This is a genomic window from Acinetobacter bereziniae, from assembly GCF_016576965.1.
Classification (GTDB): domain Bacteria; phylum Pseudomonadota; class Gammaproteobacteria; order Pseudomonadales; family Moraxellaceae; genus Acinetobacter; species Acinetobacter bereziniae.
On sequence record NZ_CP066119.1, the window covers coordinates 901,463 to 922,433 of the forward strand.

Consider the following 20,971-nt stretch of genomic DNA (forward strand, 5'->3'; position numbering starts at 1 on the left):
GCTTAGCTCTATCAATATTAGAGCCCTCAATAAAGACTTATCTATCACATAAACGAACTATAAATTTATAAAAACTCATAAGGACATATTTAAATAAATCATATGAGACTAGACAGAATCGTATGTATACTGATCAATATTTTTAACAAATATTAAAAACTATGTTAAATAATATTTACTTTTTATTGGAAAAATTGGGATTAACAACACAAAAGCGTGCACTACATGCCCAGTTCAGTAATCATACTCTCAATGACCATGTATTCTTGCAATGTATTCATGGGACACATGCCATCAATGATGGGGTGAACTTACAACTGATTTGTCTATCTACGCTGAACGATATTGCATTAAAAAGCTTTATTGGCTGTCGTGTAGCCATTGATGTGGTCAATGATCGCTCCGAACTCAATCGTATTTCAGGAATTGTCACCAAAGCAGAGGTGGGTGCCTCAGATGGTGCGTTGACGATTTATCGACTAACAGTAGAAGACCCAACTGCATTGTGGAAACAGCGTAGAAACTCGCGCGTATTTATGAATATGTCTGCTTTACAGGTAGTCGAAGTTATATTTAATGAATGGCGAGACAGATCTCCACTGTTTGCTTCAAGTTTAACTTTGGATAAAAGCGGTCTAACTAAAGATTACGATATTCGACCCTTCATTATGCAGAATAATGAACGAGATATAGATCTTATTCAAAGGCTTCTAGCATCGGAAGGCGTGACCAGTTTAATTGATGAAGCACAGCTTAAAGTCTCTCATTTTAATGAACCCATCCAGCCTCAAAAGCTTCGATTGATTGATGACAATACTCAATACGAAAGTTTAGAACGACGCACGATCCGCTTTCATCGAAGTTCATCTGTAGAGACTCGCGATTCGATTATCAATTTTACAGGACAACGTTCACTTCAACCGACGTCTGTACATATTCAACGTTGGCAAGCCGATATTCTTGAAATCGAAGAAGGTGCAGGCAATGTACAAAGCAAACATCAGCACAGTGACCAGTACGATAATGCCAGTCTAGGCTTAGAACAAGTATGGCACTTTAGCCCTGCATGGATACCTGACTTGAATGGGGAGGATGGTGCAACGCCATCAAGCAACAGTCAGATCGAACGCTTTAACCAAAACCTCAGCAACTACTACGATGCCCAAGCCAAACAATTCACCGCAATATCGACGGTACGAGATGCGCAGGTTGGTTATCACTTTGAGCTAAAAGGGCATCCTCAAATCGATCAAAAAGATTCTGCCGATCAGCAGTTCTTGATCATCTCCAAAACCTTTTATCACCCAAATAACTTACCCAAAGACTTGAGCCATCAAGTCGAAGCACTCATCCGACAAAGCCAATGGCAACTCGCCCATCTCACCGTAAACAACAGCGAAGAACGCCAAGCGAATCAGTTGGTGCTACAACGACGTAATATTACAGTTGTTCCTGAATATAATCCCTTAACTCAAAGACCCGTAGCCCATCCAATGCGAGCGAGAGTGGTTGGACCGAGTGGAGACGAAATCCATGTCGATGAATGGGGACGCATCAAGGTTCGCTTCCTGTTTACCCGCAAAGAAGACCATAGCCATGATGGTGGTGCAGGTGCGAACGACAATGATACCGACTCAGCTTGGGTCGATGTATTGACGCCATGGGCAGGCGAAGGTTATGGAGCTCGCTTCTTACCGCGTATTGGAGAGTTGGTCGTGGTTGACTTCTTTGCGGGGGATATTGACAGACCTTTTGTGGTGGGGCGTATTCATGAAGGATACCGTTATCCAACCAAGTTTGATGACAAAGGCAAGTTACCCGATACCAAGAAGTTGGCAGGGATTAAAAGTAAGGAATATCAGGGTAGTGGCTATAACCAACTGAGATTTGATGATACCACCAACCAGATCAGCAGTCAGTTACACAGCAGTCATGGTGCAACTCAACTCAATCTTGGCAATCTCAGTTATCCAAAAGAGACAGATAGAAGTGAAGGGCGAGGTGAAGGCTTTGAGTTAAGAACGGACCAATGGGGCGCAATACGTGCAGAACAAGGCTTATTGCTGAGTACTCACGCTCAAAATGGCGCATCAGGTAATCATCTAGATACAACCGAAGCCAAAAGTCAGTTAGAAAATAGTCTCAACAATTCAAAAGCTTTAAGTGAAGTTGCCAAACATCAACAAACTGATCCTTTAGACAATTTGGAACATTTAAAGTCTTTTGTTGCAGCTTTGGAAAAAGATGATACAGAACAAACCAAAAGCCAAGCCGATGCATTTAAACAAGCACTTATGATATTGGCGTCACCAAACTCAATTGCACTTAGCAGTAATCAAGATATCCATCTCTCGGCAGATGGACAAATTAGCCATAGTGCGAGCGATAGTATCAACCTCAGTACGCAAAAGAGCGTAGTAGCACATGCGCAAAACAAGATTAGTCTATTTGCAGCGCAGGAAGGTGCAAGGTTATATGCTGGCAAAGGCAAAGTTGAAATACAAGCTCAGAATGATGGTGCAGATTTGATTGCACGTAAAGGCGTTCAAATCATTTCTACTGAAGATCGCATCGAATTTATTGCCAATAAGAAAATTGTAATTCTATCTGATACTTCTATGCTTGAGGTGAGTGGTAAAGGTGTGCTTACAACAACACCAGGTTTGTTTGAAAGTAAGGCGGGACAACATAAGTTTGAAAGCGGACAAAAGATTGTGACAACCTTACCTAATATACCTAACTCAAATTTAGAGGGTTTTAATCAGGGATTTAACTTAATCAGTGACGAACAGATTAAAAACTTACCTTTTAAACTATTTAATTCAAAACATAGTTATCAGTTCAATGCTAATCTAGATGAAGAACAACAAACTCAATTTGTTCAAACTGGAACTGAAGCTGAAAAATTGGAACTTAAATATTCAGGCGATGATGATATCAATCATCAATGGAAAGAAGAGTGATTAGAAAATTTAATTTAAATAGAAAAAAGCTAATTATATTAATTATTTGTCTTTTTGTTGGCTTGGTCGTCATCGCCAAGTTGATTAACCTTGGAAGAGATTTTATGAAACCGCCTATTGTCTTTTTAATCCCTGAAAACTTCATTGGTCCTGTGTTTGTTGTATTTGATCAAGATGATGGGCAAGACTTAAAAACAGACCCTTTAGGTGTCTCTCTAACCGTTCCAGAAAGTGGCTTAATTAAAGTAAAAGCCTCAAAAAGTGATGTCCTAACAAGAGGAATGAACTACGATAAACGCAATGTTTATTGGTTGACTATCACAAAAGAAGGACAACGAATTAATATGCCTTATTTTGGTGGAGGTGGGCATGATTATGACAAAGAGGTTAATTGGTCTTGGTATATCGATACCAATAATCAAGCTAAACAAATAATATTCGATCCGAAACTTTATCCTAAAACTAATGACCCTGATTCTTATTTTTTAACCAAAGAGCAGGCTAAGTTAAAAACAGTCTACTACTGGGATACTTCTCGTGCAGATGTTTGGAAAAAACCATTAGAACTAGAAGCATTTAATGCTGATTATAACAATGAAAGTAGACAACAAGGAGAAACATTTACCTCTATGAGTTTTAGTGTCTTTTATCCCAATATGAAGAGTGAAAATATTGATGCTTCTGATATTCGAGGGGATATGAGTCTAAATGAATTGGAGAAAAAACTCATAGAAATAACTCCTTTAAAACATCAATATTTAAAAGAATATTTAGAGAAAAAATAAAGGATTGAAAATGGGTACAACTTTAGCATCTGTAATGACCACACCTGCTGATCCGAATAAAAAACGTCATGATGTTGTGATTAAGATGGTTAAACTGGCGAATTATCAGATTAATCTACGTTCATTTCATCCTAATAAGCAGTTTGAAGCAAAGGGTTTCTTTTTTCATGGAGATAACCGTGGATTTTCCTTAGGAACAAGTTATTTTTTAACTAAAGCTAATCAAAAAGTACCAACTGATGGCGTTACATCCCGTGTTTGGTCACGGTCAAATATAAATTTAGCGCAGATTAATCAATTTCAATCATTACCTAGACCTATTGTAGAATCTAATACATCAGGACCATTAAGAATTGCGGGAGTGCCTATACTTGGGCATGATGAAGATTATAAAGATAAAAAATATAAACCAACAGGAACGCTTAAAGTCACTGTGCCAGATGTAAAATTTGAAAGCCCACGTAGTTTTAACTTTATCTCCCACTATCATGGTAAAAATCACGCCTTTGCTATGTCTCGTACAGTTTATGATTACACTGGGAAAAGTTTTGTTCCTGATTTAGATGTACGTCATGAGTTGATGATTCGGGTTGAACGGATCAATAAGTATATGGATATTACTTCACTGGTATATGGTGATGGTTTTCCAAATACTGAAGGATTTATTGAGGATGAACAGGGGAATAAAATTTTTATCGGTGTACATATTCGAATTGGTACACCTGCAACTCACTTATTCGGAGACAATAAGCGTCTTATGTGGGCAAATGCTATTCGTATTGGCTTAAAAGAAGATGGTACTTTTGCTAATACGTTATGGGTTTTTGCCCAAGGATTAGGTGGTCCAAAAGAGTATCGAGACGATTATGGCTTAACCATAGAAAGGAAAGGAAATATAACAAGAAGAATTGTTGAACCATTAACACAACAGGCGACAATATTTTTTTGGAATTTTCAGGAAATCAGTGCAATTACTAAAAAAAATTATAAAGCTCCATTCAGACTAAAGATTGACAATGATTTATCAGGCATTGAAAACCAACTCTTTGAATCCTTTAAAACTCCACCTATCTTAAAAACAACTGTTCAGGATTGGAATAATATGTTTCTGCAACAAAATCCAAACGAAGGGCGGAGTAAAGCAATCTTTCAATTAGATGATTCTAAGTGGAAAAAAACTGAGGGTGACAATGGCACAAAATAATGATGCAGGGAAGGGATTGCTGCGCTTGAAATGGAGTTGGAAAAAGCGAAAAAGATTAACAAATCAAAGGCTGGATAAATTTGGAGTAGTTTTACTTCTTTTGAATATTTTAAAGATTTGCAGTCCATAAGATGTATATTCATGCTGACACTCAAGCTGTAGATATACATTTCCTTGAACCAAAAGATGATTGGAAACGTCAAGTTGATGGTCAACTCATGTCTTCAGCAGTACCTGGAACAATGCCAGTCATTCCTCCCTATTATTATGAACAATTTCGACAGTATTTTGAGAAAAAGACAGGTGTGAGATGGACAATCAAAAAATTAGTAAATTAATAAAAAAAATTACGTTTTGTTTTTTATTATTTGGAATAACCACAATGAATTACGCTGAAAATTTTAAAATTAAACATCGCTATGTTCAAGTTAATCACAGTTTTGGTATCCCGATGCAAACATGGAAACATGAGATTTTTGTCAGTAATGATGACTATATTGTCACTGGACGCTTAAGTGATATATTTTCAATTAAAAGCGATGACTTTGGTGTATTTAAAGTTCCATTAACAGCAGATTTAAAAAAAACAATGTATGAGGTTAATAAAATATTGAGAATTCCAAAAATTGACAAAATACTGGCAACCAGCAAGAAAGAAAAAGACTTTTATTATGTATTAGATCATGATACACCTCAAAAAAAATATGCAACTATTCAAGGGTTTGAAATCTATAATAAATGGAATATAAATGAATACCTTAAATATGGTAAAAAAAATCAAGCTAATTTTAGCCAAAAGATCAGTGATTTTATTGAGGATTTAGATAGATTTGGATATTCAAAAGAAAAAAAGAAATTCGCTGATTTTTATGGAACAACCAATATTATTCCAAGAAAAGAAGGCTTAGAAGTAATTCTAACTTTAAAAAATGTAGGTCCTTTTGATGTAACTTTTTCTAATCCATCACATTGGGGCGATATTGCTAATCTTGAAGAACCTTTTAATGAAAATAAAATATGGTATGAAGTCCGTTTAGGTGCACAATGTCATGAAAAGTCATGTTGGACTAGATTAGCATTACAGTCTGAATATCTAATTAAAAATGATTTTTCACCTGAAGAATTAGCAAAATATTATTTTATATTAAAATCAAATAGCGAAAGAAATTTTCGTTATTTAATACCCTACAATAAAATTACGACTACTTTTACCAATGGTGAAATAAATACCAATCGAACTAAAGAAGGTTATATTCACTTTGATCAAGGATTAGCACTTAAATTAACTTTTTGGAATATGGATGTTGATTTTGGGGGAGTTTTTTCAAAAAGAGTGTGGAAAGAAGAAAAAGAATCACAAATCAAAGGTTGGATAAATTTGGAGTAGATTATGTTTATTATCTCAGTAAGTTTTTTTAATTTTTTGTATTGTGTTAAAGGTTTATCATTATCAAAATGCGTTTAAAGAAAACAATCAATATCCAAAGGACTACTTTGAGAAAAAATGAAAATAATAGAAGGGCAAATTGAAAACCTATTTGTTCATAAAGCCAAGTATGATTTTATAAAAAATAGTGGTAAACAAGCCACAGTATCAGCTGCACTCGGAGCTGCTGTAGGGAGCGCTGCTCTAGCTTCATAAGCCATTTTAGTTACCAATAGCCAATGGGATGTAAAAGAGTGTAGCTTCGAATTGAATGGGCAAAAATATGAAGGATTATTTGAAGATATTTACTTTTCAAATCATGTCCATGTTTTAAATGATAACAAAACATAGCCTTTAACCTTATTTAGTATAAAAAACTATTTTATCTTGGGCTATTTTGTATTCTTTAATTTCTTTCTTATGAATAAAATTAATTTTCTCTAACTCAAGTGTAAGCTTGGTATTTATATCATTTAATAAAATCACATGCCTGCCAGAAACTATTATTTCATTATAAGGATTATGCAATTGTGTTAAATATTTAATGAGAGCCTCCTTGCTTAAATATTTAATTTGATCTATTAATAATTCTAATTGTTTCATATTTGAGATAGTGCTCGAAAAATAAATATCTATATATTCTAAAGGAAGAGCTAAAGTTAAATCATTGTATAGTTTAATTATATATTTTTTAATATTATCAGAGCGTGAAAACAACGTGGATCCCAATTTATCACTAAGATCTTTCTTGAATGCATTAGTAAATTTATTAGATGAAAAAATGATTTCAAATTCTTCATTTGATATTTCGAATTCATCACAAATTTTATCTATTAGACCAGAATTTTGGTATTGGGATAGAAACTCTATTAAAATATTACTAGATTTGACTCGTAAATTTTCAAAGTTTTCATTAGATAACATCAGGATTTTATTTTTACATAATAATAAAATTTTATCGTCAGATAATTCAGAGATATCTAAATTACGGTAAATATAATAACGGGACTTTATCAGACATTCATATGCTGAAATATTAAAAGCATTTTCTTTTAACAAGTCTAATTGGAATTTCTTTGAAGTATCATTAAGTTTTTCGAAATCCTTAGAATCGGAAATTTTAAATTTTTGTAATTCTTGGTGAACATCAGAAGTGTTAATATAATTGATTAAAATATCATCTAAAGTGAACTCTTTACTCTCAAAATAAAATATTAAAGAGTTCCAGGTTGGAATTAATCTGTGGTGATTTAGAATTAAATTCCATAAGCTAACACATTGAATATCTTTTATATTGGGAATTTGAGTATTGTTATTTTTAATTAACCATTTTTTGTGTTCCGTGCTTAAATCATCTTTATTTAATAATCTAATGAAATTATCTGAGTTCTCATTTAAGCTAATAGCTAACGGAACTATTACTTCTTCGAAATAATGGTCAATAGAAGCATCTATCTGAAGTTTTAAATAAGTAGGTAGGAATTTTTGAGGAATACCATAAGGCATTGAATCAAAATTTCTTTGAATCTCACTATGATCTTCAACACTATTATTTAATAATAGAATTTGTAATATCATTCTTTTGTTAAAACCAAAATACTCATTTTCACAAATTTCATTAAATAAATCTAAATCATTTGGTGAGCAATTCAAGTATTCAAAGGTAGGTGAGGTGGATGATAAAAAATTAGAAATTTTTTCTGGGGTATTACCGTAAATATCTTTAATGAAACTAATAAAATCTTTTTTAATTGAAATATAGTCTCTTAAAGATTTGTTCTTATTTAATTTTTCAATATTTTCACTATAAATTGATTTTAATATTAATTTTAAGTAATGATCTACTTGTTCATCAGCCATTAGAGATGATGAAAAATAATCGAAAAAATTTTCCCAGTATATTGTAATAGAATTTATAAATTCTGGTAGGTTTTTTCCCCTATCTATATACATAATTATAAAATTTTTTGATCTATCCTCTTCATTAGATAGTAAGTTAAATAGATTAAAATAATAATCTTGAAATTCATTTTTATTATTTAAAATATAATCTATCATGTCAAAATTAAGGATACTAGTATGTCTAAATTGTCTTGCTGTTAGATATCTTTTTAATACTTTTTCAACGTTTATTAATGATTGATCAAATTCTGAATTTACTTGATTTAATACGCGTTGAGCATAATCTCGCTCTTCAAAATTAATAACACTATTGAAGAAAAATGAAATATAGTCAGGGTAATTTTCATCAATATAACCTTCACGTACTAAGAATTGAAGAAGTTTTGGATGTTTGGTTTCGTCGAAAAAACTAAGAGTATTTTTTTCTAAAATTTCCTTTAGGTTGGAGTGTTGCAAATGATTAATTCTTTCAATTAATAATTTTCTTTTATTGAGAATTTGCTCTTTAATAGAATTTTGTTTATTAGTTATATTTTTTTTACGTTTCTCATAGCTATCTTTATACCCTAAACTTTTTTCAATTTCTGAAAAATTAAAAATATTATTGTTGTTTATAATAGTGGTATTTACTGTTTGCCCTGAATTATTAATGCTCCACTTAAGAGTGTTTGCATTTTTTATTAATGTAAAAATCTCATTATCTAACATATTTTCTACATCTATAGGTTCATCATCTGCATATAAATTTAAATTGTATTGAGCAGTAACAGCATTGTAATAATCAGTTCTAATTGTTGTAATTTGAGGTGTTTTCTTTTGAATCTCATAAATGTATAGGCGCTTTAAGTCGTCTAAGGAGTTTAATGTTTCTTTCTCACCATCTTTTAAATCATTATCTATAATTTTAACTTCATTTTGTAACTCATAAGATAGTTTTTCTATTAATTGAGGTTTTAATTCTTTAAATATATAGTAAATTTTTCCTTTATTTCTGTGGAGATTAGCAAACTCAGAAGGATAGTAGTTTTTATAAATAATGATAGCTAGTAGCTTATTTTTATTGAGATTTGGGTTATTTAGTTTTTTTACGTATAACTCAAATTCATTAAATATGTTAGTTACAAGACGTAAATCATCGAAATATAATGAGATTTGATGTAGGAAAATATCATCAATTTCATTATTTAATTCTTTATTTACATCTTTGTTAATATAGTTTTTCTTAATTAAATCATAGGCATTTGTTGGGTTGATGACAGGGATAATAGGAATAATAAAATCAAAAAATTTAGATCGATCTTTATCTTTGAACATATTATCTCTAATGGCATAAATAAATATAATATGTCTTTTTATTTGTTGGGATTTATTTATTAATGTATTTAGTTCTCTAAGTCTAATAAATATTTCAGTGTTATCAAAACGATCTAAATCTTCAATAACAATTACATCGAAGTCAGTCTGTTCAAAAAAGTACAAGATTTCATCTAAGTATTTATTTAAAATGGACTCATGATGGTCATTGTTTAAAATTATTTCTGAATCTTGAAATTTTAATTTTAGTTCTTTAACTCTTTCTAAATATTTTAATGCTAAAAATATTGCAGTAGTTGAAAAAAGACAAAATATTATTGTTGCAATTTGATTGATAATATCAGTTACTGGATTTAAGTTATTGAATTTTTTAAATATCTCGTTTGAAGGTGAGAAAATAACAAGTGTTGAAAAAATCCATAAAATTATAAATATAGTATTTTTAAATAATTCTGAGATTTTTATAGTTTCTATTCTTTTTAGTCGAGATTTAGGGATATCTCTTTGACTTACTGTATACAAAAGTTGTTGTAATATACTTTTTTCAATAGTTTCTATGTCAATATCTTTATATTGCTCATCTTCCTGGCTATCTTTAAATGTAGCTAATGAAATATTTAGATAATTCCATTGTGGATTAAATTTTTGGAATGTTAATATTACACTGCTTTTCCCAGCGCCATAAGGCCCAGTTATTGCGATATTATTTATATCCTGTTGAGATACCGCATAAGTGAGCATCTCTGTATATGCTTTATCTTCATCTGCATTTTGAATGGGGGTTAATGGTAAATATTGGATTTTTTGAGAACTTAAGGTGGGAGTAAGAATTTCTCTAATTTTTTTTAATGAAGATTGAACTTCACTACATATTAATTTTACTTTGATATATTTATCTTCTGACATTCAAATTTTCACTTGGACAACTTATAGATTGTTTATATTTTACACAGAAATCATCTTATTTATCTATTAATTTTCAATAATTTATTCATAAAAAAACCGCCAGTAATGGCGGTTTTCTATGACAAACTATGCGTCGTAATTGACAAACCTTGTGTCGCATGACGCGATGGTCTACCTTACCAGCTCAACGCACCACCAGTTTGATAATCAGTTACACGCGTTTCAAAGAAGTTTTTCTCTTTACGCAAGTCCATCATTTCAGACATCCACTGGAATGGGTTATTTACACCAGCAAACTGCTCAGGTAGACCAAGCTGTGCTAAACGACGGTTACAGATGAATTTCAAATATTCTTCCATCATCGCTGCATTCATACCCAATACACCACGTGGCATCGTGTCACGCGCATATTCGATTTCAAGCATGGTACCTTCAAGAATCATTTGAATGATTTCTTCTTGGAACTCAGCAGTCCATAAGTGTGGATTTTCGATCTTGATTTGGTTAATCATGTCGATACCAAAGTTCAAGTGCATAGACTCATCACGCAAGATGTATTGGAATTGCTCAGCAACACCATTCATCTTGTTACGACGACCCATAGACAAGATTTGGCTGAAACCACAGTAGAAGAAGATTCCTTCAAGTACACAATAGAATGCAATCAAATTACGCAATAAGATCTGATCGTTTTCAGGTGTACCCGTATGGAAAGTAGGATCACTCAAAGACTGTGTGTACTTCAAGCCCCATGCTGCTTTACGAGCCACAGATGGAACTTCGCGGTACATGTTGAAGACTTCGCCTTCATCCATACCCAAAGATTCGATACAGTACTGGTAAGCATGGGTGTGAATCGCTTCTTCAAATGCTTGACGCAAGATATATTGACGGCATTCAGGGTTGGTAATATGACGGTAGATCGCCAAAACCAAGTTGTTTGCAACCAATGAATCTGCGGTTGAGAAGAAACCTAAAGAACGCATTACAATGGTACGCTCATCTTCAGTCAAACCATTTTCAGACTTCCACAGTGCGATGTCATGGTTCATGTTGACTTCTTGTGGCATCCAGTGGTTTGCACATCCGTCTAGGTATTTTTGCCAAGCCCACTCATACTTGAAAGGTACAAGTTGGTTTAAGTCTGCGCGACAGTTGATCATGGCTTTATCATCAACTTGTACACGTTGTGCACCCATTTCAAGCTCTTCCAAGCCCGGTGCGACATCCAGCTTTTCTAAGGCGTGAGATGCTCTTGCCAATGAATCGGTTGGATTTGTTGATCTTGCTGTATAGGTTCCAGCGGATTGTGCAGCTGCCAAATTCTGCGATGATTGCTTTGCATCAGATACCACCTGCGAATCAGTCGTTTTTTTCGGTTCGACGGGCGCAGGCTGGTGAGCTTGTGCAGCTTGTTTCGGTTCATCATCTTCAAAATCGTCCCAACTTAGGATAGACATCGTTGTTCTCTCTTCGTTGTTAATATCTATGTTCGACATCTCACAAAAAAGATGTCACTACTATACGCTTATTCTGTGCAAGCAAAATTAAGTTTTGCCGATAGTTGTTTCGTTCTTGTTCGAAAGAACAGATACCCACACTACTTATTTTGATTACGCTTTTGCTGTTTGCGGATCGCAATAAATGCATAGACCGCAGGGACATAAAAAACCAAAAAGGCTAAGATCAGCACAATTATGCCTAACTCATAGTTATGACTTAAATGGAACATGGCTCAGCCTTTTGTGATTTTAGAATGATTCAATTCCCTTAAATTCCCTGTTAAAAGGGAGGGACTTTCATCCCACCTTTTATTTTGAGGAATCGCCCTCCTTTTTTAAAAAGAGGGTCGGGGAGGAGTACTTACTGACAAGCTTCACAATCAGGATTGTCAATTGAGCAAGCTTGTGGCACTGGTGCTGCTTGAGAGAAACCTTCTTCTTCAGCAGGTGCTTCAGGTTTAGCTTCAGGTGCAACCGCTGCCACTGGAGCAGCCACAGTTGTCGGTTTAACTGCGTTTAAAGCACCTGTGTTAATGGTTGATTTTTCAGCAGATGTTGCACCCAATGCACGGAGGTAATAGGTTGTTTTAAGACCACGTAACCAAGCCATCTTATACGTGATGTCAAGTTTTTTACCATTTGCACCCGAGATATAGAGGTTCAATGATTGTGCTTGATCAATCCATTTTTGACGACGTGATGCAGCATCAACGATCCAACGTGTATCCACTTCAAACGCTGTTGCAAAAATTGCTTTTAATTCATCAGGAATACGAGCAATTTTTTGTACAGAACCTTCGAAATGTTTAAGGTCATTGACCATCACAGAGTCCCAAAGACCACGATCTTTTAACGCACGTACTAAGTATGGGTTGATCACTGTAAATTCACCTGAAAGGTTTGATTTTACATACAGGTTTTGGAAAGTAGGTTCGATTGACTGAGAAACGCCACAAATGTTAGAAATCGTTGCTGTAGGCGCAATCGCCATCACATTTGAGTTACGCATACCGTCTTTTTGAACTTTGGCACGTAAAGTGTCCCAGTCTAAACGTTGAGTACGGTCAACTTCGAACATGCGCTCTGGACGAGATTTTGCAACGATCTCTAAAGAGTCGATTGGCAAGATACCTTGATCCCACAATGAACCTTTGAATGTTGAATAAACACCACGTTCAATCGCAAGGTCGCTAGAAGTTTGGATCGCATAGTAGCTGATCACTTCCATAGACTCATCAGCAAAGTCGACTGCTTCATCTGAACCATAACCCATACCCAATTCATATAAAGCATCTTGGAAGCCCATGATACCCATACCCACTGGACGGTGTTTAAGGTTTGAATTACGTGCTTGTTCAACTGCGTAGTAGTTGATGTCAATCACGTTATCGAGCATACGAACTGCTGTTTTTACAGTACGCGCCAATTTTTCACGGTCAAGTTTACCGCCTTGAACGTGTTGAACAAGGTTGATTGAACCTAAGTTACATACTGCGATTTCATCTTTATTGGTATTTAAAGTGATTTCTGTACATAAGTTAGATGAGTGAACTACGCCAACATGTTGTTGTGGTGAACGTAAGTTACATACGTCTTTGAATGTGATCCACGGGTGACCTGTTTCAAACAACATTGATAACATTTTGCGCCATAAGTCTTTCGCACGGATTTTCTTATGAAGCATGTTGCTTTCTTTAGCGATGCCTTCATAGTAAGCATAGCGCTCAGCAAATGCAGCGCCAGTTAAGTCATGTAGATCAGGCGTTTCAGATGGCGTGAACAATGTCCACTCAGCATCTTCAATCACACGTTGCATAAACAAATCTGGAACCCAGTTCGCTGTGTTCATGTCGTGCGTGCGACGACGGTCATCACCTGTGTTTTTACGTAGCTCTAGGAATTCTTCAATATCCAAGTGCCAAGTTTCAAGGTATGCACAGACTGCACCTTTACGTTTACCACCTTGGTTAACGGCAACAGCGGTATCGTTAGCAACTTTAAGGAAAGGAACTACACCTTGAGATTTACCGTTTGTACCTTTGATGTAGGAGTTCAAAGCACGAACAGGTGTCCAGTCATTTCCTAAACCACCCGCCCATTTAGACAGGAGGGCATTGTCACGCATTGCACCATAGATGTCGTAAAGATCATCTTGAATGGTGGTTAAGTAACAGCTTGATAATTGTGGACGTAAAGTACCTGAGTTAAACAGTGTTGGTGTAGACGCCATATAATCGAAGCTAGACAATAAGTCATAGAATTCGATTGCACGGTCTTCACGCTGTTCTTCATTTAATGCAAGCCCCATAGAGACACGCATAAAGAACAATTGCGGAAGTTCAAAACGTACATCATTTGAATGAATGAAGTAGCGGTCAAACAAAGTTTGTAGACCTAAATAGGTAAATTGGTTTGAACGTTCTGGTTTGATCGCTGCTGCCAATTTAGCAAGGTCGAAGTTTAAAAGTTCTGGTGAAAGAAGTTCTAACTCGATCCCTTTTTTCAGGTAAGTTTCAAGCGCATCACCTTCTTCGGTATCTGTCGCTAAACCTAAGAATTTTAAACCTGTTGCAACTAAATCATCACGAAGTAAACGTGCAGTTACATAGGTGTAGTTTGGTTCTTGTTCGATACGGGTACGGGTCGCCATCATCATCGTCGTTGAGATGTCTGACTGTTTTACACCGTTATATAAGTTTTTAACTGTTTCATCGACAATGGCTTGAACATCAATACCTTCTAAGCCTTCACTCGCTTTTTCAATCGTGGCTTGAAGTTTGCCCAAATCTAGAGGCTGAAGCTGACCATTCGCATCTGTGATTTGTAAAGTTGGGTGATGATGAGCACCTGTTTGTTTACGTGCTTCAGAACGTTGTTCACGATAGATCACATAAGCACGTGCAACTTTTTGTTCGCCTGTACGCATAAGTGCCAATTCAACTTGGTCTTGAATTTCTTCAATGTGAATTGTTCCGCCAGACGGTAAACGACGATTAAAAGTGTTCATAACCATTTCTGTTAATTGTGTAATACGGTCATGAATTCGGCTTGAGTCTGCGCTTTGCTGGCCCTCAACAGCCAAAAAAGCTTTACCAATTGCTACAGCGATTTTATCTGCATCAAAAGCGGCAACATCACCAGTGCGTTTAATCACTTGTAGTTGACCAGGGGTTGTAATGGCGTTCATTGTCAGCGTAGCTCCATTGTCATCATCTTTGTTATGTTTATGGACCATTTGAACCGGACGAGATGCAATTTTGTTCGTCACGATGTTTGAGGACTAAACACAATACTTAGTGGTTTAATTTAATTTAGAACACAAGATACGGTAATTTTAAGGTCAGATCAATATTGACATTTTAAGAATGTTTTATCTCTAATCAGTAAATTTTTATTTGTGTCTTTTTCCCTTAAAGAACCATTTTTGTTATATGCCTTATTTGGCAAGGACATAGCATAACAAACACTGCCAAGAGTGCTTATAGATAACTATGTGGATAACTTAAAAAACGACGAACTGTTTAAACAGAATATGAACAATGAAATATTTTGTATAAAAAATAGTCTGCGTATTGATTGTGTTAGGAATATTGCTAAATACTGACAAGTGTTCTTGGAAAACTGTCTACAATTCAATAGTTAATAAAAATATAACAAATTGATACGCTCATGTATCAGTTTGGTGAATGAGGTCTTGTTTACATTGTAAACGTGTGTATATTGCAAAACATAGTGTCTTGAATCTGCGAGATTTGTAGCAGGGACCAAACCAAATATAGGGGCAAATAGATGAGCCAAGAAGAAAAGTTACCAAAGATTTTGATTGTTGAAGATGACGAGCGTCTTGCTCGCTTAACTCAAGAATATTTAATTCGTAATGGTCTTGAGGTTGGGGTAGAACCAGATGGCAATCGTGCAATTCGCCGAATTATTGCTGAGCAACCAGATCTTGTGGTCTTAGATGTCATGTTGCCAGGTGCAGACGGTTTAACCGTTTGTCGTGAAGTTCGTCCACATTATCATCAACCGATTTTGATGTTGACTGCACGTACTGAAGATATGGATCAAGTACTTGGCTTGGAAATGGGTGCAGATGACTATGTTGCTAAACCTGTTCAACCGCGTGTACTGCTCGCACGTATCCGTGCATTGTTACGTCGTACAGACAAAGCGCCTGAAGATGAAGTGGCTCAACGTATTGAGTTTGATGATCTGGTGATTGACAATGGCGGTCGTTCAGTGACCTTAAATGGTGAGTTGGTTGATTTCACCAGCGCTGAATATGATTTGCTTTGGTTGTTGGCGTCCAATGCCGGGCGTATTCTCTCCCGTGAAGACATCTTCGAGCGTTTACGTGGTATCGAGTACGATGGTCAAGACCGTTCAATCGACGTTCGTATTTCTCGTATTCGTCCAAAAATCGGTGATGATCCAGAAAATCCAAAACGTATTAAAACTGTACGTAGTAAAGGTTATCTATTTGTTAAAGAGACTGGTCTATAAACGATGGGTCAATCATCTAAAATGCTTGCCTATACAACGGCAAGCATAACGAAGGTGAGTTTGCGTGTCTAAACACAGTATATTCCTGCGTATTTATGCTGGGCTGGTTATTCTTGTGGTGTTGGTGGCATTGTTTGGATACTTGCTTGTTCAAATAATTAACTACCAACGTGCGCAGGAATATCGCGAATCTTTAACAGATGGTATTTCATTTGTGATTAGCGAAGGTGTGGCACGTCAACAAACCGAGCAACAACGTCTTGATTGGATTTCGGACGCTTCTGATTTATTGGAATTGCCTATTTATTATCTGGATGCACAAAAAGTTGATTTATCACGTACGGAAGAAAAACGTATTGAAAGTCAAAAAGCAGTTGTGCGTTATGATGCTGAACAGGGGATTGCTTATTTGGTGTTGGGCATCCGCAATGATCCTAAACATTATCTTTATATCAAAGTAGATCAAATTGGCGAACGCCAAATGAAGGCATTGCCTGTCTTTATTTTGGATTATCTGGTTTATTATCCGGGTCAAGAACAAGAATATCTTAAAAAAATTCAACAGCACTTTTCTTACCATGTTGGTGTAGAAAAAATATCTCAGCTCAATCTTGATTCTGAGCAAATTGGTCGTTTAAGGTCAGATCAAAGTGTTATTTTGTGGCGGGACAGCGCAACAGTCCGTGGCACAACTATTTCCATCGTTTCTCCGTTGCCAAACTCACCAACCGATGTACTCGTACTCGGACCTGTTCCAATGTTTAATTGGATGCCAGTCAAACTTGCTGCGGGAATTACCTTGTTGAGTATGTTCTTGCTTTGCTTGGGTGTATACGGTTTGATCGTGCCAATGCAACGTAAGCTGAAACAGGTCAATCAAGCTTTGGATGTGATGAAAACAGGTGATATGTCACAGCGTGTACCGGTTGAGGGTTATGATGAGATGGCGAGTCTTGCCAGTAGTTATAACAGCATGTCCGATCATATTCAGCGTTTGATTGAAGCTCAACGAGAATTGATGCGTGCAGTGTCGCATGAGTTGCGGACGCCTGTGGCACGTATCCGTTTTGGTATGGAAATGTTGGCTGATGAAGAAGATCATGACTATCGTTTGCAACAGGTTGAAATGATCGACAAAGATATCGAGGCATTGAATACTTTGATTGATGAGATTATGACCTATGCCAAGTTGGAGCAGGGTACGCCTTCTTTAGACTTTGAAAAAATTGCATTGATTGATGTTTTACAACAGGTTGCGACAGAAACTGAGGCTTTAAAAACTCAGAAAATAATTCATCTCAATCCACTTTCGTCTGACGTGGTGGTTGATGCGGAACGTCGTTATTTACATCGTGTGGTGCAAAACCTTGTTGGTAATGCGGTACGTTATTGTGATCATCAAGTTAGCCTAAGTGGTGGTGTCAACCATCAAACCAAGATGGCATATGTGTGTGTCGAAGATGATGGTCCAGGAATTCCCGAAGAAGACCGTAAACGTGTATTTGAAGCATTTGCCCGTTTGGACGACAGCCGTACCCGCGCTTCTGGTGGTTATGGTTTGGGATTGTCGATTGTGAGTCGTATTGCTTATTGGTTTGGTGGCACGATTGAGGTTGATCAAAGCCCAGAACTTGGTGGGGCAAGATTCACCATGTCTTGGCCTGTTGAGCGGTTTAAGAAAAAGAAAGTGTAAGCAAGTAAAGTGAAAGCTTAGTGTTGTGGTTAAAAAGCTAAGCATAAAAAACACCGAAATATTTCGGTGTTTTTTTATTTAAGCACTCAGCAGGCTTATTTTTAAGCTTTGGAACTTATTCTTGAAGCGTCGCATCAGGTGCAATAATTGGTTTACTTTCTCTTAATGCTTGTAAAGCATCTGCATTAAAGTCAATCAATAAGCTATTTTGTTCTGCATCAATTTTATAGCCACTGATAATTTTTTGATCACCTTGAATGGTGTCAATTCGATATTCATCTGCAATGTTTAAGATCCCTTCCAGATTTGTTGTGGTTGCAGCAAGATCTTGACGGAAAATTTCGTAAACATCACGAAGATCAAAAATCGCATTTTGTGCATCAGGATGCTTTTTGACATAGTTTTCAATATGACGAATCAGTAGTTGTGCAAATAAAAAATAGTTTGGTTTGCTACTAAATTCCATGTTTTAGCCCCTAAATTATTGATTTAAAGTGAATGATATTTAGCATACACAGGAAAAATTGTTAAATGTGTATAGGCTGTGTAGATAATTCGTCTATGTTTGCGACAAGTTACCAGGATTGATTCAATGTAAATCGAAAGATCAATTTTTTTGTGGAGGAGCAAGCATTGGCAGATCCATAGTGCTTTGTCATTGAGTCAATGTTTAAAACAGTACAACAAGATGATGTAAAGCATCAATGAAATGTAAAGCGTTAATGAAATGGGAAACGCAAAATAAAATAAGCGGTGGAGGGGGGAGGGGTAGAGCAAATACAGATCTTGATATACGAGAGTTTATACATAGGATAAAACATGATTAAAGGCTGTAACTTCATATTTGTTTAAAAAATGAGGTTGGATCAGTTCTGATAAAATGAAATATTGATATTGTAAGGTAGGTCAAAAGTAGGCGTATTGGATTTTAGAGAAGCTAAATAAAAAATCTATTTTAAGTTAAGGGTGCTTTTTTTGATAATGGATTTATCAAGATGAGAATTTTTATTTAATTAAATGACATTATTTATCATATTGAGATAATTTTTATGAAAAATACGGGCTGCTTGAATATGACTTTTTTACATAGAATGTAACAAAATATTTTGTGTCTAATTTCGCTAAAAGAAAGCAGATTTGTTGTTGAATAAACACAAATAGTTGCACAAAAGTGATGTCTGAAAAATTTTAATGAGAATTAAGCTACTGATTTGTCATTTTTAATTCATCTCTTTAAAATATACTTCGGAAAAATTAATAAAAAATAGGAATGGAATTTGATAAAGCGATAATTGAACGTAGTATTGCGTCGAATCATGAAAAATTATGTGTTTTGTCTAAAAAATCATCCGAAAGACTTAGAGCTATTAACTAGCAACAGATGACATCAATCGGGTACAATTGACCAGATTTATTTTGTGTTTGGTGTATTTGCAAGGCCAATACATACATTCTTTGTTAAATAATAGGCCTGCCAGGAGTTATCCCCGCATGAGTGCCATTACTCCATACGATTGGGCAATCATTGCCTTCGTGATCGGCGTGACATTTTTATGTGTCTTTATGCTCACCGTTCCTTTGCTCCTTGGGGGTAAATCATGGGGACGTGCGAAGCAAGAGCAATTTGAATCAGGTGTGGTTAGTGCTGGTGGAGCACGTATCCGCTTGTCTGCAAAGTTCTACCTCGTCGCAATCTTCTTTGTTGTATTCGATTTGGAAGCCCTCTATTTATACGCGTGGGCGACATCTGTACGTGAAGTAGGTTGGTTCGGGTTTTCAGCTGCGGCTGTATTTATTTTAGTTTTACTCGTTGGTTTAATTTATGAATTATCAACAGGTGCCTTAAACTGGTCGCCTTCGGATAAACGTAAAATAGCAGGGATTAAACCTAAAATTGGTTCACCGAATATGGACCTTGCAGAAATTACTCGCTTCAATTCAATTGAAGAGTTGGTGACAGATCCTACAGGAACGATTCCAGCTCAATCTTCTGGTCGTGTGAAAGATAAGACATCGACCATGTCTCTGAACAAGGAGTAACTCGGGAATGAAATATACCTTAACCCGTGCGAATCCAGAAGCTGAACAATATCCGCTTCAAGATCGTCAGATTGTGACAGATCCACTTGAAGAAGAAGTGAATAAAAATGTATTCATGACTCGTTTAGAGGACGTGTTGCATACAGCTGTGAACTGGGGCCGTAAAAACTCATTATGGCCTTTTAACTTTGGTACTTCGTGCTGTTACGTAGAATATGCAACAACCTTAACAGGTGTGCATGATTTATCACGTTTTGGTGCTGAGGTTATTCGTGCTTCACCGCGTCAGGCTGACTTAATGATTGTAGCAGGGACTTGCTTTGTCAAAATGGCACCTGTTATTCAACGTTTGTACGAACAAATGCTTGAGCCTAAATGGGTGATTTCAATGGGCGCTTGTGCAAACTCTGGTGGTATGTACGACATTTATTCTGTTGTGCAAGGCGTAGATAAAATTATTCCTGTTGACGTGTACGTTCCAGGTTGTCCGCCACGTCCAGAAGCATTAATCCAAGCATTAATGTTATTGCAAGACCAAATTCAATTAGAACGTCGTCCGCTGTCTGCGGTAATTGGTGATGATCTTCAGCCAGTATATAAGCCAAAGATGATGCCAGAACGCGACCGTAAGAACGCTGAACGTATTGCAGTGAAAAACTTACGCTCTATGGATGAGATTGAGTAATTTTTTCTGATGAATGTTTGACATACCTGAAGGGTATGATCATCAGAA

The 20,971-nt window shown here is 35.8% G+C and carries 15 protein-coding genes; 10 read left to right on the forward strand and 5 right to left on the reverse strand.

Annotation, left to right across the window (positions count from 1 at the left end):
* The first annotated feature begins 161 nt into the window (after positions 1-161).
* From I9192_RS04205 to I9192_RS04230, 6 genes are all read left to right on the forward strand, one after another.
* On the forward strand, positions 162-2,963 hold the full coding sequence (locus tag I9192_RS04205; protein WP_200150134.1) for a type VI secretion system Vgr family protein: 2,802 nt from the start codon (positions 162-164) through the stop codon (positions 2,961-2,963).
* Complete coding sequence (locus I9192_RS04210) at positions 2,960-3,748, forward strand: hypothetical protein (protein WP_228289333.1); 789 nt, start codon at positions 2,960-2,962, stop codon at positions 3,746-3,748. Before I9192_RS04205 ends, I9192_RS04210 begins: the two co-directional genes overlap by 4 nt.
* A 10-nt stretch (positions 3,749-3,758) precedes the next feature.
* Positions 3,759-4,952, forward strand: a complete 1,194-nt coding sequence (locus I9192_RS04215; RefSeq protein ID WP_200150135.1) for a hypothetical protein — start codon at positions 3,759-3,761, stop codon at positions 4,950-4,952.
* Positions 4,953-5,083: 131 nt separating this feature from the next.
* Positions 5,084-5,290 (forward strand): hypothetical protein, encoded by a 207-nt coding sequence (locus I9192_RS04220; protein ID WP_200150136.1) that lies wholly within the window; start codon positions 5,084-5,086, stop codon positions 5,288-5,290.
* A gap of 44 nt (positions 5,291-5,334) precedes the next feature.
* Positions 5,335-6,339 carry a hypothetical protein gene (locus I9192_RS04225; protein ID WP_200150137.1) on the forward strand — a complete coding sequence of 335 codons (1,005 nt, stop codon included), beginning with the start codon at positions 5,335-5,337 and terminating at the stop codon, positions 6,337-6,339.
* Between the two features lie 117 nt (positions 6,340-6,456).
* Entirely contained in the window at positions 6,457-6,594 is a 138-nt protein-coding gene (locus I9192_RS04230) for a hypothetical protein (RefSeq protein ID WP_199958027.1), read from the forward strand.
* A 144-nt stretch (positions 6,595-6,738) separates the two neighbouring features.
* Here I9192_RS04230 and I9192_RS04235 read toward each other — a convergent pair whose 3' ends face one another.
* From I9192_RS04235 to I9192_RS04250, 4 genes are all read right to left on the reverse strand, one after another.
* Positions 6,739-10,500 carry a YobI family P-loop NTPase gene (locus I9192_RS04235; protein ID WP_200150138.1) on the reverse strand — a complete coding sequence of 1,254 codons (3,762 nt, stop codon included), beginning with the start codon at positions 10,498-10,500 and terminating at the stop codon, positions 6,739-6,741.
* Between the two features lie 176 nt (positions 10,501-10,676).
* Complete coding sequence (locus tag I9192_RS04240; protein WP_004827922.1) at positions 10,677-11,960, reverse strand: ribonucleotide-diphosphate reductase subunit beta; 1,284 nt, start codon at positions 11,958-11,960, stop codon at positions 10,677-10,679.
* A gap of 140 nt (positions 11,961-12,100) precedes the next feature.
* On the reverse strand, positions 12,101-12,232 hold the full coding sequence (locus I9192_RS04245) for a preprotein translocase subunit YajC (RefSeq protein WP_082186510.1): 132 nt from the start codon (positions 12,230-12,232) through the stop codon (positions 12,101-12,103).
* A gap of 131 nt (positions 12,233-12,363) precedes the next feature.
* Positions 12,364-15,237, reverse strand: coding sequence for a ribonucleoside-diphosphate reductase subunit alpha (locus I9192_RS04250; protein ID WP_081409771.1), 2,874 nt, complete (start codon positions 15,235-15,237; stop codon positions 12,364-12,366).
* A gap of 554 nt (positions 15,238-15,791) precedes the next feature.
* Here I9192_RS04250 and bfmR point away from each other — a divergent pair.
* Together bfmR and bfmS are read left to right on the forward strand one after the other, a co-directional pair.
* A complete protein-coding gene (bfmR, locus tag I9192_RS04255; RefSeq protein ID WP_004722855.1) occupies positions 15,792-16,505 on the forward strand; it encodes a response regulator transcription factor BfmR in 714 nt (237 codons plus the stop codon).
* A 64-nt stretch (positions 16,506-16,569) separates the two neighbouring features.
* Positions 16,570-18,198 carry a sensor histidine kinase BfmS gene (bfmS, locus tag I9192_RS04260; RefSeq protein WP_004827931.1) on the forward strand — a complete coding sequence of 543 codons (1,629 nt, stop codon included), beginning with the start codon at positions 16,570-16,572 and terminating at the stop codon, positions 18,196-18,198.
* Between the two features lie 115 nt (positions 18,199-18,313).
* On the opposite strand, the gene I9192_RS04265 is transcribed toward bfmS, so the two are convergent.
* Positions 18,314-18,664, reverse strand: a complete 351-nt coding sequence (locus tag I9192_RS04265; RefSeq protein WP_004827932.1) for a hypothetical protein — start codon at positions 18,662-18,664, stop codon at positions 18,314-18,316.
* 1,025 nt (positions 18,665-19,689) lie between these two features.
* On the opposite strand from I9192_RS04265, the gene I9192_RS04270 reads away from it, so the two are divergent.
* Positions 19,690-20,238 carry an NADH-quinone oxidoreductase subunit A gene (locus I9192_RS04270; RefSeq protein ID WP_004827934.1) on the forward strand — a complete coding sequence of 183 codons (549 nt, stop codon included), beginning with the start codon at positions 19,690-19,692 and terminating at the stop codon, positions 20,236-20,238.
* 7 nt (positions 20,239-20,245) lie between these two features.
* A complete protein-coding gene (locus I9192_RS04275) occupies positions 20,246-20,923 on the forward strand; it encodes a NuoB/complex I 20 kDa subunit family protein (RefSeq protein ID WP_004827935.1) in 678 nt (225 codons plus the stop codon).
* Positions 20,924-20,971: the final 48 nt, after the last annotated feature.